The sequence below is a fragment of the Sinorhizobium meliloti genome, from assembly GCF_017876815.1.
In the GTDB taxonomy this organism is placed as follows: domain Bacteria; phylum Pseudomonadota; class Alphaproteobacteria; order Rhizobiales; family Rhizobiaceae; genus Sinorhizobium; species Sinorhizobium meliloti.
Map to the genome: position 1 here is coordinate 1,162,363 of NZ_JAGIOS010000002.1, position 17,187 is coordinate 1,179,549.

A 17,187-nucleotide genomic window follows, 5' to 3' on the forward strand; every position below is an offset into this window, starting at 1 on the left:
TCTGTTGTCGGATAGCTCACTGCGGGATTTGGTCGAAACGCGTGACGAACTTCGTGTTCAGATACCCGTCGAATGTCTCGGAGCCTCCCTCGCTCCCGTAGCCGCTGTCGTTGATTCCGCCGAAGGGAGTCTCCGGCAACGCCAGGCCGAAATGGTTGACGCTCACCATTCCGGCTGCAAGAGCGCGTGCGGCATTCTGTGCACGGCTGCTCGAGCCTGTGAACACATAGGACGCCAGACCGAAGGGCAGACTGTTGGCGCGCCGGATCACCTCGTCGAAATCGCCGAAGGGCGTGACGACGGCGATCGGTCCGAAGGGCTCCTCCTTCATCAGGCGCAGTTCGTCGGTGCCGGCGGCGACCACGGTTGGCGCATAGAAAAAGCCCGCGTTCCCGACGCGTTCGCCGCCGGTGACGATCTCGGCACCCTGCTCGCGCGCGTCCTGGACGAAACCTTCCATGGCAGCGACGCGTCGGCCGTGGCAGAGCGGGCCCATCTGTACGCTCTCCTGGAAACCGTTGCCGACCCTTGTCGATGCGATCTTCTCGGCAAAGCGTGCCAGGAAACGGTCGTGCCCTTTCGCCTGCACGTAAAACCGCGTCGGAGAGATGCAGACCTGGCCGGCATTACGCACCTTCTGGCCGGCAAGCGCATCGGCTGCCGCCTCGATGTCGGCGTCGTCGAAGAGGATCACCGGTGCATGCCCCCCGAGCTCCATCGTGGACCGTTTCATGTGCCTGCCTGCAAGGCTCGCGAGATGCTTCCCGACCTCGACCGAACCGGTGAAGGAGATTTTTCTGACTTCCGGCGCCGCCAGCAGCGTCTCCGACAGGTGGGCCGGGTCGCCCCAGAGGATGTTGAGACAGCCGTCCGGCAGCCCGGCCTCTTGCATCAGCCGGCCGATCGCGACCGTGGAGGAGGGGGATTCCCCCGGTCCCTTGAGGATGATGGTGCAGCCGCTCGCAAGCGCCGCCACGACCTTGCGCAGCGCCTGGCTGAAGGGGAAATTCCAAGGCGTGAAGGCGATGCAGACCCCGACCGGCTCGCGAAGGACCATCTGCTGCACGCGCGGATCGCGGGCGGGAATGACCCGCCCGTAGATGCGGCGCGCTTCCTCCGCATGCCAATCGGCATGGTCGGCGGCGAAACGGATCTCGCCGATCGCCTCGCTGAGCGGCTTGCCCTGGTCGCGCGTCATGTTACGGGCGATCTCGTCGGCATGCTTGCGCGCGAGGTCTGCGAAGCGGCGCAGGATCCGGCCCCGCTCGAGCGGCGAGCGATCCTTCCAGCTCTCGAAAGCGCGCTGCGACGAGGCCACGGCTTCGGCAATCTCGCCATCGGCCGCAAAAGGCAGCCGGGCAATCGTCTGGCCCGTCGCGGGATCCACCACCTCGGTGCTCCGCTCTGCCTCGTATATCCAGCGGCCATCGATCAGTATGCCGAGGCGCTCATAGGGGACTGCAGTGGTTTCCGGATTCATGCTCTTTCCTCAGCCGACATGTCCCTGCGCGCGTGCCCAGGCCAGCGTATCGTCAAGCGCCAGCCCCATGCGCGTCATCAGGTCGTCGACCTGCTCGTCATCGATGATCATCGCGGGGCAGAGGCTCACCATGTCGCCGAGGCCGCGTGTCAGGACGCCGCGGGCGGTCGCGAACTTGCCGGCCTGGTTTGCCACCTGCCAAGCCGGCGGGAAATTCTCCCTGGTCGCTTTATCCTTGACGAATTCGAGGCCGGCGACGAGGCCGACGCCGCGCGCTTCCCCGATCAGCGGATGCTCGCCGAGCTTACGCACGCGATCCTGGAAAGCGGGGGCGACGGAGCGTACATGGCCGACGATGTCGATCTCCTCGTAGATCGTCAGCGCTTCGAGCGCCACGGCGGCTGCAACCGGATGGCCGCCATAGGTGAAACCGTGCGAGAAAGTGCCGATCTTCCGGCTCTGGTCGACAAGTGCGTCAGCGATCTTCTCGTTGATCATTAGGGCGGAGATCGGCATGTAGGCCGCCGACAGCTGCTTGGCGCAGCTGATCATGTCCGGCTTTAACCCGTAGGTTTCTGAGCCGAACATGTTGCCTGTGCGGCCAAAACCGCAGATCACCTCGTCGGCGATGAGCAGGATATCGTATTTGCGGAGAACCGCCTGGACCTTTTCGAAATAGGTTTTCGGCGGGGTGATGACGCCGCCTGAAACCATGACGGGCTCGGCGAAAAAGGCGGCGATCGTTTCCGGACCCTCTTCGAGGATTATCGCTTCGAGATTGTTGGCCATCCGCGTGGCGAAGTCTTCCTCCGTTTCCCCGGTCTCGGCGAAGCGCCAGTAGTGCGGGCAATCGGTATGGAGAATGTTGGCGATCGGCAGATCGAAATCGCGGTGGTTGAACGGCAGGCCGGTGAGGCTCGCGGTCGCGACGGTGACGCCATGATAGGCCTTGCGGCGCGAGATGATCTTCTTCTTCTCGGGACGCCCGAGAGCGTTGTTGTAGTACCAGATGAGCTTGATCGCCGTGTCGTTCGCCTCCGACCCGGAGCCGGCGAAGAACACTTTCGACATCGGGACCGGCGCGATCGACAGGAGCTTCTCCGCAAGCCTGATGCCCGGCTCCGTCGATTTATGGGCGAAGGAATGATAGAAGGGCATCGTTTTGAGCTGACGCGTCGCGGCTTCGACGAGGCGCTGCTCGCTGAAGCCGAGACCGGCGCAGAACAGGCCTGCCAATCCCTCGATGTAGCGTTTTCCTTCGTCGTCGACGACATAGATGCCGTCGCCGCCGGTGATCACGTGCGGCCCGGTTTCCTGATGCACGGCCAGGTTCGTGTAGGGGTGGACGAGGCTCTGCTTGTCGAGAGCGTGGAGGGAATTCGGACGGTCGTTCATGTGCGGCTCCATCGGCAACCGGAGTTCGGATCAGGCGATCACGTGGACATCCTCGGCGCGCCAGGTCACGTGGCATTCGGAAATGCCTTCGAGCCTGCGCGCATCGGCGCCGGGGACCCGCATGCGGATTGGCTGCGTGCCGAGCTTTCCGATGACGAGCAGGTTGTCGCCATAGTTGATCGTGCTGTCGATCTTCAGCGGCTGGCGTCCGTCCTGTGAGGTTTCGGCGATGCGGATCATTTCAGGTCTCAGCAGCAGATCGGCCCGGCGGTTGCGGTCCGCTTGGCGGCTCCGCGCCTCGACGATCCCGACCGGCGTGTCGAACCTTCCGTTGCCCAGCGAGGAGGCCTCGATGAGGTTGCTGTCGCCGATGAAGGATGCGACGAAGCGGGTCTTCGGCGCGCGGTAGATCTCGTTCGGCGTGCCGACCTGTTCGATCCGGCCCTGATTGAAGACGGCGATCCGGTCTGACATGGTCATGGCCTCCGACTGGTCGTGGGTGACATAGACCATGGTGACGCCGAGGTCCTTGTGGATGCGCTTCAGTTCCACCTGCATGTGCTCGCGCAGCGCCTTGTCGAGGGCGCCGAGCGGCTCGTCGAGCAGAATGATGTCCGGTTCGAAGACGAGAGCACGGGCAAGCGCCACGCGCTGCTGCTGCCCGCCGGAGAGTTCGGCGGGCACGCGCCCTTCGAAACCCTGAAGCCCGACCTTGGCCAGTGCCTCGCGGCAACGGCGCTCCTTGTCTTGCTTGGCGACGCCGCGCATGCGCAGCGGAAATCCCACATTGTCGGCGACCGTCATGTGCGGGAAGAGCGCATAGTTCTGAAAGACCATGCCGATATTGCGCTTGTGCGGCGGCAGGTTGTCGATCGCGCGTTCGCCGAGGCGGATCTCGCCGCTTGTCGGGTGCTGGAAGCCGGCGATCATCATCAGCGTCGTCGTCTTGCCGGAGCCGGAGGGGCCGAGGAAGGAGACGAACTCGCCGGCCTTGATGTCGAGCGAAACGTCGTCGGCAGCCATATGCCTGCCGTCATAGGTCTTGGTGATGTTGCGAAGGGTGAGGGAACGGGCAATCATGGCTATGCTCCAAAATCAGGATGCCGCGGCGGCCGGCTCGGCTGCGCCGTTGCCGTCGGCCTGGCCCAGAGGGCGCGTGCGGCGGCGCACGAGTTGCGGCGCGAGCCAGATGCAGACGCCGGCGAGAACGAGCAGGAATAGAAAGGACGAGGCGGCGGAGATGGTCGGATCCGCCTCCTGGCGGACGGCGTTGAACATCTGGCGCGGCAAGGTCGCCTTGTCGCGGCCGGAGATGAAGAGGGCGATGACGGCCTCATCGAAGGATGCGATGAAGGCGAAGAGCCCGGCGACGGTGAAGGCCGGCCGCAGGATCGGAAAGGTGATCAGCCGGAAGGTCGCAAACGGCGAAGCTCCGAGGTTCATCGCGGCGCGCTCCACCGAGCGGTCGAAGCCCTTGAGCGCCGCGGTCAGGATCAGCGTCGACATCGGCAGGGCGATGCAGCTGTGGGCGAGAATCACGCCGAGATAGCTCTGAACCAGCCGGAGCTGCCCGAAATAGATGTAGTAGCCGAGCGCCATGACGATGGTGGGCACGATCATCGGCAGCATGATCAGAAGGTTAAAGACCGTGCGCCCGATGAACACGTGCCGCACCAGGGTGAAAGAGGCCGGAACGGCGACGAGCATCGTCACGCAGACCGTGCCGAAGCCGATCAGCAGGCTGTTGGTCAACGGCTGCGTCCAGTTCGGGTCGGAGAAGAAGTTGACGTAGTTCTGAAGCGTATAGCCGGGCGGCGGGAAGGCAAGCGACGCGGCCGAGCTGAAGGACATCGGAATGACGATGAACATCGGCGCCGCGACGAAGGCGGCGATCAGAATTGCCAGAGAACGGATCCAGACGCTCATCGGTCACCTCCTGCCCAAAGCCGGTCGAGGCCGAAGAAGCGGTTGTAGAGCGCATAGACCGCGAGCGTCAGCGCCAGAAGCACGATCGAAATCGCCGAGCCGAGGCCGAAGTCGAGGGTCTGCTCGATCTGGTCTCCTATGATGCCGGCGATCATCTGGTCGCGTGGGCTCCCGAGCAGGACGGGCATGACATAGAAGCCGAGACAGGTGATGAAGACGAGCGTGCAACCATTGACGATGCCGGGCGCGCTCAGCGGCAGATAGACGGAGACGAAGGCGCGAAACGGGTGCGCGCCGAGATTTTCCGCAGCGCGGACATAGAGCGGGTCGATCCGTTTCATCACGGCGAAGAGCGACATGGTCATGAAAGGAATAAGGGCGTGGGTCATGGCGAGGGTGGCACTGAAGGTGGTGAACAGGATCTTCGGCGTGGGGTCCCAACCGAACCAAGAGAGGAGCGCCGTCACCGGCCCCTGATTGCCGAGGATGACCATCCAGGCATAGGTGCGCACCAGATAGCTGGTCCAGAAGGAGAGCGCGACGACCGTCAGCAGGAAGGTCGCAAAGCGCTTCGAGCCGTTCGCCGCGGCATAGGCGAGCGGATAGGCGAAGAGAAGGCTCAGCAGCGTTACCAGGAGCGCCGTCTTGAACGTGTTGTAAAGGACCGAGGCGAACAGACTGGAATTCAGCAGCCGGCCGAAATTCTGCAATCCGATCACCGGCTGCGATAGGCTCATCCAGACCACGTAGCCAAGCGGAACGAGAAAGAAGAGCGCAAGGAAGATCACCGCCGGAGCCATCAGCGGCATGGGCCCTTCCACGAGGACCGGGGACGTCCGGAGTTTCATGACATTGCTCCTTTACCCTCGGATAGGGTCTCCGTCGCGGACGGCGGGTACCGGCGCAGGCATTGCCGGCACCCTATCCGATAGATTGCATTCTCCGGCCGCACTTACCGGGACCGGAGCGCGGCTTAGATGCCGACCCAGCTTTCGAAGCGGGTGGAAAGCTCGTCAAGCTGGGGCAGCAGCTTCGCCCCGTCCAGCATGACGGCCCGGGCGAGGTGCTCCGGATGGGTCGGCATTCTGGCCGCGACCTCGGCGGGAATGAAATCGAAGGATTTCGGGTTCATCGGGCCGTTCTGGTCGGCAATGCAGAACTTCGCCAGTCCCTCCGCATTCTGGCCGATATGGCTGATCAGCTTGAAGCCGTTTTCGGCACGCGGGCTGTCTTTGGCGACGATCCAGCAGGCCTTGTCGACGACGGCCTGGTCCCAGACGATCTCGATCGGATCCTTAGAAGCCTCCTTGGCGCCGAAAGCGTCGCTGTCCCAGAGCCCCGCCATGTCCACCTCGCCGTCGGTCAGAATCTGGCGCGCCTGCGGCCCTGCCGTCCACCAGACGCGGACGTGGTCCTTGATCCGGTCGAGCGAGGCGAAGGCGCGGTCGAGGTCATAGGGAAAGAGCTGGTCGGCCGGAACGCCATCGGCAAGCAGCGCGATCGCAAGGACGCGGGCGGCGTGACGCTGCAGGCTGCGGTTACCCGGAAACTTCTCGACATTGAAGAAGTCGGACCAGTTCTTGAAGCCTTCCGGGAATTTCGCGGCATTGTAGGCCATCTGTGTGGCAAAGCCATGCGTTGCCAGCCCATTTTGGTAGATGGCGCCTTCCCAAAGCTTGGAGGTGTCGACGTGACCCTCCAGCGTCTCGAGGAGGCCGGCGCCATTGGCGCGCGCGACATCGGCGACGCCGAGCGTGGTCACGTCGAATTCGTAGACGCCCGTCGTCTTCTGCGCTGCGAGCTTGGCGAAGGAAATCGGCGAGACGGTACGGATCTCTATTCCCGTATCCTTCGTGAAGGGCCCGAACAGGAACTTTTTGACGGATGCCTCCCAGTCGCCACCCCAGGTGTTGACGTAGAGGACGTTTTCCTCCGCGCTGGCGCGCCGGATGTAAGGTGAGGCCAGCATTGCGGCCCCGAAAAGCCCGGCGCCGAGAACTTTGCGCCGCGATAGCGGCGTGGCTGATGCTTTCTTGAACATTTCCATTCGTGGTTCTCCTTGATGTCGAATGGTCGTCTGTCTGCTATTCCCGTGGCCGCTCGCCTAAAGCGGCGGCTCTTCTTGTTCTTTGAATTCGGATTTTGGATCCGGTCAGTTCGGCCGGAAGACCTCCGCGTAGAGGCGGAGCCAGTTGCCCCGGAGGATCTTGTTCGCCTCCTCCTGATTGAAGCCGACGCGCAGCAGGGCCGGGGCCACGTCCTGTAGGCTTTCCGGCTTGAGCAGCCATTCCGGTTTCGCCACGGCGCCAGGCCGTTGAGGCGAGCCGGCACCGTACTGGACCGAGCGGGTCCAGCGGCCCTTGCGCATCCAGTCGTAGTCGCGCGGGGTGTGGTTGTGCGAAATGTCGGTGCCGATGCCGACATGGTCGATGCCGGCGATGTCGACGGTGCGGGCAACCATCTCACACCAGCCGTCGACGGTGGCGCAGGCAGCATCGGGCGTTATGTTGCGATAGGCGACGCAACCGATGACCCCGCCGCGCACGGCAAGGGCTTTGATCACCTTGTCGGACTTGTTACGCTTATGCGCGAAGAGCGAAGCGGCATTGGCATGGGTGATCGCAACGGGCTTTTCCGACCACTCGATGGCGTCGAGCGTGGTCCGGTCGCCGACATGGGAGAGATCGACCAGCATGCCGACGCGGTTCATTTCCCGCACGACATCGCGGCCGAAGCGGGCAAGCCCGCTGTCGTTCTCCTCGTAGCAGGAGCCGCCGAGTTCGTTCTGGTTGTTGTAGGTCAGCTGCACGACGCGCACGCCCAGTTCGGCGAAGAATTCGACGAAGGCGATGCGATCCTCGAAGAGGTTGGAATTCTGGTAGCCGAGCACGACCGCCAGCTTTCCCTCCCTTTCGGCGCGCTCGATATCGGCGGCCGTTCTGGCGATAAGGATGAGGTCCGCGTTGTCACGCTCCATGTCTCGCCAGCGGGCAAGCGAGTCGAGAGACTCCATCGTCCCTTCCCAGAAACCGAGCGTCGGCGTCACCGCGCTGTAGCCGCCCCGCCGCAGCGCCTCGAAGGACTCGCGGTTAAAATGTCCGCATTGAAGTGCATCGATGATCATCGTCGTTTCCAGCTCAGTTATTGATTACGGTCGTGCCGTGCTGTGCGGCGCCGGCGATCAGCAGTGAGAGGTCCGTCTCGTCCTCGTCCTGCCGGCCGATGACCTTGCCGTCGGCCTCGACGATGATCGGACCGGCGTGGCGGCGCGACACGTAGGAATCCGGCGCGAGCGCTTCGGCGGACCGGTGGAACAGCTGCCACCAGAGAGCCGCATCGACGGTCAGCCCGTTGCGCCGGATTCTTTCGAGAACCGTCACATCCATTCCCTTCCGGGCGGGCGAGACGACGATCTCGGCAGAGCCGGCTGTCTCGTCGATGGCGACCTCAGCTTGCAGTCGAAAACGCTGCGCAAGAGCCTCGACAACCCTCAGTTCGCCGATTTCGGTGGCGCTACGGACCTCGACCCTCCCCGAACCCTGCGTGCGCAGACGCTCCGCTGCGAGATCGAGCACCGCATCGGCGGCGATCCACGCGTGCTGCCCGCCGCAGTCGACAGTTAGGCGTTCGGCGTCCGCTGTTAGGCTCAGCGCATGCGGATTTGCCGATCGCACCGCCTCGAGGTTGTGAGCCAGGCGGCCGAAGCCGCCGAGGCCGAGCGCTGCGGAATAAAGGGCGCAATCCCTGAGCGAGGGCACGAGGCCCGCGTCGAGCCGCGTGACCTGTATCAACCGCTCGAAGACCATCCGCAGTTCGCGAAGGCTGACAGTGAGGTTCGAAGGAAGGTTGGACTGGCAGGAACTCATAGGCTCGGCTCCGAAGGGTAGAACCACAGGTCGTCGGCGCTGCCGGCGGCAATGTCTTCCGGAACAGGCGCGCCGTGGAACAGAACGCCGCGCAGGTTGCGGTCGAGGAAATCGCGGGTCTTGTCGATGCCGTGGATGCCGACATTGAGAAGGCGGGTGATATGAGCCGGGGTGAAGGCTCCGCTCATGATGTCGGCATGCGGCGAGTGGAGGCCGGTGCCGGCAAGCGCCTGCACGCGCGTGGCGATCGCCCGGTGTTGGGGATGCGCAAGCAGGAAGCGGGCCGTGCTGAGGGTCGGATCGGCGGCGGCGAGGTCGCGGTCGAGGGCAACCACGAGCCGTGGCAGGTCGAGGCCGAGATTGACGACGTTGTCGCCGACTTCCGCAGCGGGGCCGCGGCGCGGCTCCTCGGCGGACACCGATTTGTACCAGACGTATCGCATTGCGGACTCGATATCGAGGTCGAGTCCGAAAGCCCAGGCGTAGTCATTTCTCAGGATCTCGCGCAGCCGGGCGACCGGCATTTCCGGCCGGCCCGTCAGCTCTTCATCGATGACGAGGCCTTCCACGAGCTGGTCGGCCTCTTCGGCGACGAGCTCTATGAGGAGGGAATGGAGGGTTTCCATGGCTTCCGCATGGACGCGGCACTCGAGGGACGCAGCAAGCTCGGCAAAGGGCTCGCTTTCGAAACGGCTGCCGCTCTGCCAGCGGGCAAGCAAATTCGCAACGGCGTCGCGGATCACGCCGAGTTCCCGCGCCACGACATCGGAGCGCGTGACGTTCTCGTACTGCACGCGGTCCTCGGACCGGAAGGTTATCGCCTTGTCGACAAGGCTCAGCAGTTTGGCAATCTCCGAGCCCGCTTCGTCCGGTGTGAGCGCCTTGGCACGTGCGATCGCCTCCTCGCGGATGAACAGCCATCGCTCGATCAGGCGCGGGTGATTGTTGACGAAGAGCATCAGGCCAAGCGCCGAGCCGTTGCCGACCCCGAGGAAGCGGCGAAGCTCGATCGCCATCTGCGGGGCGGCAGGGGCTTCGAGCCGGACGAGATGGGCAAGGAGATCCTGGGCAAAGACGCGCATCATATAAGCGCAGAGCATCTGGGCGGCGAGCGACCAGCGCAGCGGGTGATCGCCCTCATAGGCGAGGAAGGATTTGGTCCCGAAGGTACCATTGCCGTCGAGGCCGGTATTGCGCATCAGGTAGCAGGTCTGGGCGAGCTCGGCGACGTTGGGCTGGCGGCCGGCCTGGAGCGCTGCCTTTGCGCCTTCGAAGAAGCGGCCGCTGCGGTTGGAGCGGCACCAGATCAACGTTGCGGGTGTGGCGCGGCCCTCATAGAGCTTCGGAAGCTCGGCTCGGGTCGTTTCGAAATCCCGCTCGCTCATGTCGCCTTCAACCAGAGCGCCCATCATATCCCAGGCCCGGCCGATGATGCGGCCCGTACGGCCGTGCGGCGAGGGCTCGAATGAATAGACGGGAAAGCTGAAGCGCCAGCCGCCGATGTCGATGCGGTATTCGGCGACGCCGTTGCCCTTGGCGTCGATGTCGAAGCGCTTGCATAGGATCTGCCAGCGCTGGCGAACGGCGCGGCTCATCAGCGCGCGTGAGGCGCTGATGCGTGAAGGCTGGATGGCGGCGAGCTTTTCTGGCTTCATGATGTCGGCCGGGGAACGCATCAGCCGCGCGATGCGGTGAGCCTCCGACTCCGGCGCGGGTTTCTTCAGGGCGCTCATTTCATTGTTCTCCTCGCAGGCGCGCGGCGCTTGCCGCCGCTGCTGCGACGACGATCCGGGCGCACTTGTCAGTATCGAAACCTGTGAACGGGCCGGAAAGCGCAAGCGCGCCGATGCATTCGCCCTGCGCATCGATGATCGGGGCGGCGACCGCCGATACGGTCCGTGGCCCCTCGACCTCCGAAATGGCGTAGCCGCACTTGCGCACCCCGGTGATGGTCTCGTCATCCGGCAGTTCGACGCCCTGCGCCCTCAGCCGGTCGACTATTTCCGGACGCGAGAACGATACGAGCACCCGACCGAAGGCGGTGCGATCGAGGCGGAGCTGCGTTCCGATCCGAAGGTCCGCGCGAAGGACGCCGCGCGACTCGACCCGCCGAACGATGACGGCGGATTTTCCGTCGAGAACGGCGAGCGAGGCGGTCTCACCGCTCTCCGTGACCATCTCTTCCAGGACGCCTGCAAAGCGCACGCCGAGATTGGATTGTTCGAGCGCCATGGCCGCGTGTCCGACGATGCGAAGCGTCAAACGATAGCGGCCGTCGGGCGTCTGCTCGATCCATCCGGCTTCCACCAGAGTGACGAGGCGCTGATGGGCCGCACCCCGCGCTTCGCCGAGTTGGCGCGCGATGCCGACGAGGCGCAACGGCTCCGGTGCCGCGGCGATACACTCGAACGCTGCGAGGGTCTTGAGCACCGATGATAAGGGGCGAACCGACATTTTCTCAAAAATTCCGTAAAACCTCTTGTCTTCTATTAGAAGACATCGTATGTATATGTTGGACATAGATCTGCTTTCTGTCAACATCGTTCTGCGCGAACGACGGGTATTTTTTCGCGCCGAATTGGTGCTCGCTTCATGAACAGAAAAATCGGAAGCCTTTCAGCGGCTTGAACTGTGAAGCTAGCATCGTCGCGGACGAGCCAATATCGCGCCCAGGCTCAATTGCCGGCCGCGACGCGCCAAATTTTAAGAATTGCGGGCGAGAGGCTCTCGGAGCACTTCCACTACGCGCTCAGGTTCGAGCCGAACGGTTCGGGCGTCAGCCCCGACCCGGACGCACCTCCCGGTCTCCGGGGCGGTGGTTTTCATCGGGCCCTGTCGCGACCTACTGACCGAGAGAAACGACGACGTTGCCGATGGTTTTTCCGCTTTCGACCGCCTCGTGGGCCGCGGCGATGTCGTCCAGCGCGTATGTTCCGGCGATATGATGCCTGAGAAGCCCGGATGCGAGCTGCCCTTGAAGCGCGCTGACGGTCTCGGTGCGCGCTTCCGGCGACATCTCATAGACGATGAAGAACCGCGCCGCAGCGCCGGCGAGTATCATCGGAAAGAACTCGAATGAGACTACGGGCTTACTGGAACCGTAGATCACGCAAAGACCGTCCCGCGCTATGATGCATGGCAGCATCGCGACATTCGTGGCGGCGTCCACCTCTATGACTCGGTCGACGCCGCGCCCGTGGGTAATGCCCCCTATCCGGTCGACGACCTCTTCCGTTCTGTAGTTGACCGTGTGGTCGGCTCCGAGCCTCGTGCAGATTTCGGCCTTTTCCGACGAACTGACGGTCGTGATGATACACGCCGCGCCATAAAGCCTCGCGAACTGAATGGCGTAAGCGCCGACTGCGCCCGCGCCTCCGGTCACCAGCACGGTTTTTCCGAATACGCCTCCGTCCGTGGTCACCGCGCGAAGTGCCGTCAGCGCCGGAATGCCGAGGCAGGCGCCCTCCTCGAAAGATACGTTATCGGGCAGGTGAACCGCCTGATCCTGTGGAAGGACGACATATTCGGCAGCCGTACCGTTCGAACGTCGCCAGGCGGCATTCCAGGTCCATACCCGCTCGCCGATGCGCTCGCCTGCGACGCCCGTTCCCACGGCGTCGATAATGCCTGCGCCATCACTGTGCGGGATCATTCGCGGGGCAATGAGCGGCCGTCCCGCCCGCGCCTTCACATCGGACGGATTGACGCCGGACGCATGTATGCGGACGCGGACCTCTCCTGGGCCGGGAAGCGGGTCGGGAAGCCCGCCGACCTCAAGGACATCGCGGGCGGCGCCATTCTTCTCGTACCATGCAGCTCTCATTGTCGTTGTCTCCGTAAGGCGTCGAGGATGACGAACCGGTCGCGGCCGTCACGCTTTGCCGAGTAGAGAGCCTTGTCGCAGCTGTTCAGCAGCTCCGCTCGTCGCTGCCCGTTGAGCGGGGCAAGGGCGCCGCCGATGCTGATGCGTGCAAGGACCGCCTTGCCGTCGACCTGGAAGGGTTCGCGAAAGGCCGCTACCAGCCGCTGCGAGACCGCTGCCAGGGCCGGTGCGTTGGGCGGATTTGGAATGAAAACGGCGAATTCGTCGCCGCCCATGCGGATCGCGATATCGCCTGCTCTGATGACCGAGCGAATTCGGTTGGCGGCTTCGTACAAAACCTCGTCGCCGGCGTGATGGCCAAGCTCGTCGTTGATCGCTTTGAAACCATCCATGTCGAGATAAAGAGCGCCGAAGGTCTGACCCGCGGCGATGGCGTTGTGGAGAGCCCCGTCGACGATCGACGACAGGGCCGAGCGGTTGAACAGGCCGGTCAACGGATCGGTAATGGCCGCATTCTGTAGTTGGTTATGGGCGAGCCCCATCACGAGATTTGCCTTCTGCAAGCTCAAAAGCGCACTGGCGACAGCCGCAAATCGGCGCAGGTTCTGCGCCTGCCCGTCGGAAAGATGCCTGGGCCGGACATCGAGGATGCAGAAGCTGCCGACGGGCAGGTTCTCGAGATAGACGGGCGTGCCGGCGTAAAAGCGGAAGTGCGGGCTTCCGACCACATATGGTCTCGTCTTCAGCTCACGGTCTTCCGCCAGGTCCGGGACAATGAGGAGTTCGTCTGCGAAGACGACCCGCGTGCATATGGACATCTCGCGCGAGCATTCGCCGATCCTGAAGCCCGCCTGACCGGCGATCCGCTGCCAGTCTTCGTCGATGATGTTGATGGCGGCGTAAGAAACGTCGAAGATGCCTTTGGCAAGCTCGGCCAGGGTCGCGAGTTCGGGCGTGGGAGCGCTGCCGATTGAATTGAGCGAACGGACTGCGAGCAACCTTTGACGTTCGTTCGTGGGCATTCGTACGGCTTGTCCCATTTCTATCTCCCTCGTTCGTGAAAGATGGCGATCCAGGCGACCCGTCCCTTGCCAGGGGAAAGTTCAGCGGCCTTCCGACCTATCGCAGAAAAATGTCGGCGCGCTATCCTTAAACCTTAGAGCGGGATGAGGAAAAATGTGTGCGGTTTTCCGCCCGCATCCCGCGTCTCAACTTCTTGGAATCGATCACGTTCATGCTTTCAGGTCGACCCGACCTAAGAGCATCGTGATCTAGAGTAATGCGGGGACTCTCGTTCACCCGCCGAAGTTTTGCGCAGTTCACCACCGAAACATGCAAATTTGAGGGTTGTTCAACACAGAATACCATTCAATCGTGACGAAACGCGGCGAAGCGGCTCAAGTCCGGGCGTAGCGTCGCAGAATAGTTGCGGCAGCGTATCAGCCGAACCGGCTGTCCTCAGTGAGTAATTGGACATGATCCTCAATCATCGGCTCACGCGTATTACCGTCGGCATCCTCCTCCTGGCGCTTGCAATTGCCGTCCTGCTGCCCGGATTGACTGGCTACAGCAGCCTGGATGGGACGGTAAACGCACGCCTTGCCGTCATAAATGCGCCGATCGACGGCGAGATCGAGAAACCGGCGCCTCGAATCGGAACGCCGGTGGCAGAGGGTGAAACGCTCGCGACGATCCGTAACCAGCGGGTCAACAGGGCGATCCTGGCGTCGCTGCGCACCGATCATCGAACCGCCGTCGAGCGCGTCGCGGCGCTGCGGCGGGAGCGGGATGAACTCGCGCGATTGCGGGATGATCTTGCCGGGCGGCTCGACATCTTCAGGAACGCGACCATCGCCAGCCTGGAGCGCGAGGTCCAGATCCTGCAGAAAAGGGTCGAGGTGTCGCGCGCGCAGGACGTCGTGGCAAGGGTTGACCTCGTCCGGCGGCAGGACCTGGAGTCCAAGGGGATCTTCACCCGCAAGATGGTGGAGGCGGCGCAAGCCGCCGGTGCGGCCGCCGGCGGCGAGCTCGAGATCAGCAATTTGACGGTGGAGTTGCTGCAGCAACGCCTCAACGCCGTGCGTCAGGGGATATTCCTCGTCGGCGACGGCCAGAACGACGTGCCTTACTCCCGGCAGCGCCAGGACGAGGTGATCGTTCGCATCCACGATCTCAATACGCGAATCGCGGAGAATGAGGCACGGGCAAAACAGACGGACCAGCAGATAGCCGAGGAGGAGAGGCGGGTTCTAAGTCTCGAAGCCGCGACGATCCCGTCGCCCTTCGATGGCGTCGTGTGGAGCCGTAACGTCATTAGCGGTTCCAATGTCGTTCTGAACAACGAGATGATGCGCATCCTCGATTGCCGCGAGTTGTTCGTCGATATTCTGGTCCCTGAAGTCGATTATGACGAGATCTATCCCGGCCGCGAGGCGGAGGTCCGGCTTTTCGGTCGCGGCGATGTGTTCCGGGGCCGCGTACAGGCGGTCAAGGGATCGTCCGCGGTCGTGGAAAAGGACTCGCTGGCGGCCAACGAGCCGGAGACGGAGGAGCGAAATGCCCGCATCCGCGTCACGCTCGCTCCGTCGGCACTCAACACCGATTTTGCGAATTTCTGTCAGGTTGGGCGAACGGCGCAGGTTCGTTTCTCCAAGCGCAGCCTTCACCTGGCGCAGTGGGTTCAAAGCTTGTGGTTCAGTCTCTTCTAGCGCTGGCGCCGACCTTAATCGTCATCGCCTTTTTTCTCCTCGGCCCGTTCAACTGGTCGCGCCACAGGAGCTGGTCGCGCGCCGTTACCTGCGCGTTCGTCGCTGCAATCGCGCTGCGTTACATGCTCTGGCGCTTCACAGAAACCGTGCTTCCCTATCCGAACGACGGCCCCAATTTCTATTGGGTCTGGTTCGTGTTCATCGTCGAGTTCCTCGCCTTTTCGGAGGTCGTTCTCTTCCTCATCCTGATGAGCCGCTACGTCGACCGCAGCGCCGAGGGGAATCGGCTCGAGCGGCAGTTTTTTGAGCGCGATGAACGGGAGCTCCCCACGGTCGACGTCTTCATCCCGACCTATAACGAGCCTCTCGACGTTCTCGAACGCACGATCGTCGGGGCGCTTGCGCTCGACCATCCCAAGGACAAGCTGAATGTCTATGTGCTCGACGACGGCCGGCGCGACTGGCTCAGGACCTTCTGCGAGGGGCGCGGTGCGATCCATGTGACGCGCAGCGACAACGCGCATGCCAAGGCCGGCAACATGAACAACGGTTTGCGCGTCAGTTCAGGCGATTTCATCGCCGTCTTCGATGCCGATTTCGTACCCTATCGCAGTTTCCTCCGGCGCACCTTGCCCTTCTTCATGGACGACACGATCGGCATCGTGCAGACACCGCAGCACTTCTTCAACGTCGATCCGATCCAGTCCAATCTCGGACTGGAGAACCTATGGCCCGATGAGCAGCGCCTGTTTTTCGACGAGATCGCGCCGAGCCGCGACGGCTGGGACGTGAGCTTCTGCTGCGGCTCCTGTTCGATCGCAAGGCGCAAGGCGGTAGACGCCATCGGCGGTTTTCCAACCGAGTCGATCACCGAGGATCTACTGACGACGCTGTCGATGCTCAACAGGGGGTTCAAGACGCGCTATCTCAACGAGCGGCTTTCGATGGGGCTGGCGGCCGAGAATCTCACCGGCTATTTCGTCCAGCGCGAGCGCTGGTGCCAAGGCGGTATCCAGACGCTCTACCTGCACAACGGCCCCTTGCGCGGGCCCGGCCTCTCGCTCTTTCAGCGCGTCATGTTCCTGCCGATGTCGTGGCTCGTGCAATATCTGGTCCGTTTCATCGTGCTTCTCATTCCTATCGTCTATCTGTGGTTCGGCGCCCTGCCGCTCTACTTCACGGATGTCGCCGACTACGTCTCGAACCAGGTTCCCCTGCTGGCGGCCTATTTCCTGCTGATGTTCTGGCTCACGCCGACGCGCTACCTTCCGCTGGTCTCCACCGCCGTCGGTACCTTCTCGACCTTCCGCATGCTGCCAACCGTCCTGTCGAGCCTCGTCAGGCCCTTCGGCAAGCCCTTCAAGGTGACCCCGAAGGGCAGCAGCAACGAGGCAAACGTCTTCGACGCCTATACCTTCACCTGGATCGCCGGCTTCATCGTGGTTACGGCTTTGGGACTCCTGATCAACATCGTTCCGGAGACGGCGCGGGTAGAGGGGTCGTTCTCGGCGATCGCGGCGCTTTGGTCGGGCATCAACATCGTGGTGCTGATCATCGCCTCGCTTATCTGCTTCGAGAAGCCGCGGCGCCTGCTGCAGGCGTTCAAGCTCGACGAGCCGGTGGATCTGGACGGTGTCGAAGGCCGGCTCGTGAGCCTCTCACTGGACAAGGCGGTGGTGGCGGTTTCGACGGAAACGCGGTTCAAATCGACCAAGGTGAGGCTGAACATCGAAGGCTTCGCGCCGCTCGAAGCGGATCTGAAGCAGGTGACACAGCGGCGCGGGGACATCACGCGCACCGGCGACAAGCAGCGTTACTACCTTCATCTTCACTATGACCTGCGTGGATTCGAGCGGGACAAGATGATCATCAAGCTCTACACCGGGCGCTATTCCCGGGACGTTCCCGATATCGACAAGATCGCCGTTTCCGTAAATTTGCTATTGCGCGCTTTCGGTCGCACGCGAACCGCCTGATCAGCGGTCTGCA

The 17,187-nt window shown here is 63.0% G+C and carries 14 protein-coding genes; 2 read left to right on the forward strand and 12 right to left on the reverse strand.

Annotation, left to right across the window (positions count from 1 at the left end):
- Positions 1-16: 16 nt before the first annotated feature.
- The 12 genes from JOH52_RS24375 to JOH52_RS24430 all read right to left on the reverse strand — a co-directional run bounded on the left by JOH52_RS24375 (position 17) and on the right by JOH52_RS24430 (position 13,530).
- Positions 17-1,480: an NAD-dependent succinate-semialdehyde dehydrogenase gene (locus tag JOH52_RS24375; RefSeq protein WP_014527506.1), complete on the reverse strand. Its 1,464-nt coding sequence runs from the start codon at positions 1,478-1,480 to the stop codon at positions 17-19.
- Positions 1,481-1,489: 9 nt separating this feature from the next.
- On the reverse strand, positions 1,490-2,875 hold the full coding sequence (locus tag JOH52_RS24380; protein WP_013850008.1) for an aspartate aminotransferase family protein: 1,386 nt from the start codon (positions 2,873-2,875) through the stop codon (positions 1,490-1,492).
- 30 nt (positions 2,876-2,905) lie between these two features.
- On the reverse strand, positions 2,906-3,955 hold the full coding sequence (locus JOH52_RS24385; RefSeq protein WP_014530750.1) for an ABC transporter ATP-binding protein: 1,050 nt from the start codon (positions 3,953-3,955) through the stop codon (positions 2,906-2,908).
- Positions 3,956-3,970: 15 nt separating this feature from the next.
- Entirely contained in the window at positions 3,971-4,801 is an 831-nt protein-coding gene (locus JOH52_RS24390) for an ABC transporter permease (RefSeq protein WP_014530749.1), read from the reverse strand.
- Positions 4,798-5,649 carry an ABC transporter permease gene (locus JOH52_RS24395; RefSeq protein WP_014527504.1) on the reverse strand — a complete coding sequence of 284 codons (852 nt, stop codon included), beginning with the start codon at positions 5,647-5,649 and terminating at the stop codon, positions 4,798-4,800. Before JOH52_RS24395 ends, JOH52_RS24390 begins: the two co-directional genes overlap by 4 nt.
- Positions 5,650-5,774: 125 nt before the next feature.
- The gene (locus JOH52_RS24400; RefSeq protein WP_014530747.1) at positions 5,775-6,848 is read right to left on the reverse strand and encodes an extracellular solute-binding protein; all 1,074 of its coding nucleotides are present in this window, start codon (positions 6,846-6,848) and stop codon (positions 5,775-5,777) included.
- Positions 6,849-6,953: 105 nt separating this feature from the next.
- Positions 6,954-7,925, reverse strand: a complete 972-nt coding sequence (locus JOH52_RS24405) for a membrane dipeptidase (protein ID WP_014530746.1) — start codon at positions 7,923-7,925, stop codon at positions 6,954-6,956.
- 13 nt (positions 7,926-7,938) lie between these two features.
- Positions 7,939-8,667, reverse strand: coding sequence for a hypothetical protein (locus tag JOH52_RS24410; RefSeq protein ID WP_014530745.1), 729 nt, complete (start codon positions 8,665-8,667; stop codon positions 7,939-7,941).
- Complete coding sequence (locus tag JOH52_RS24415) at positions 8,664-10,400, reverse strand: hypothetical protein (RefSeq protein ID WP_014530744.1); 1,737 nt, start codon at positions 10,398-10,400, stop codon at positions 8,664-8,666. Before JOH52_RS24415 ends, JOH52_RS24410 begins: the two co-directional genes overlap by 4 nt.
- Before the next feature lies 1 nt (position 10,401).
- Complete coding sequence (locus JOH52_RS24420) at positions 10,402-11,121, reverse strand: IclR family transcriptional regulator (RefSeq protein WP_014527501.1); 720 nt, start codon at positions 11,119-11,121, stop codon at positions 10,402-10,404.
- A gap of 388 nt (positions 11,122-11,509) precedes the next feature.
- Positions 11,510-12,490, reverse strand: a complete 981-nt coding sequence (locus JOH52_RS24425; protein ID WP_014530742.1) for an NADPH:quinone reductase — start codon at positions 12,488-12,490, stop codon at positions 11,510-11,512.
- The gene (locus JOH52_RS24430; protein ID WP_014527499.1) at positions 12,487-13,530 is read right to left on the reverse strand and encodes a sensor domain-containing diguanylate cyclase; all 1,044 of its coding nucleotides are present in this window, start codon (positions 13,528-13,530) and stop codon (positions 12,487-12,489) included. Before JOH52_RS24430 ends, JOH52_RS24425 begins: the two co-directional genes overlap by 4 nt.
- Positions 13,531-13,965: 435 nt before the next feature.
- Between JOH52_RS24430 and JOH52_RS24435 the strand changes: the two genes are divergently transcribed.
- Both JOH52_RS24435 and JOH52_RS24440 read left to right on the forward strand, forming a co-directional pair.
- Positions 13,966-15,198 (forward strand): HlyD family secretion protein, encoded by a 1,233-nt coding sequence (locus tag JOH52_RS24435; RefSeq protein WP_010975264.1) that lies wholly within the window; start codon positions 13,966-13,968, stop codon positions 15,196-15,198.
- A complete protein-coding gene (locus tag JOH52_RS24440; RefSeq protein ID WP_014527497.1) occupies positions 15,180-17,174 on the forward strand; it encodes a glycosyltransferase in 1,995 nt (664 codons plus the stop codon). Before JOH52_RS24435 ends, JOH52_RS24440 begins: the two co-directional genes overlap by 19 nt.
- Positions 17,175-17,187 lie beyond the last annotated feature (13 nt).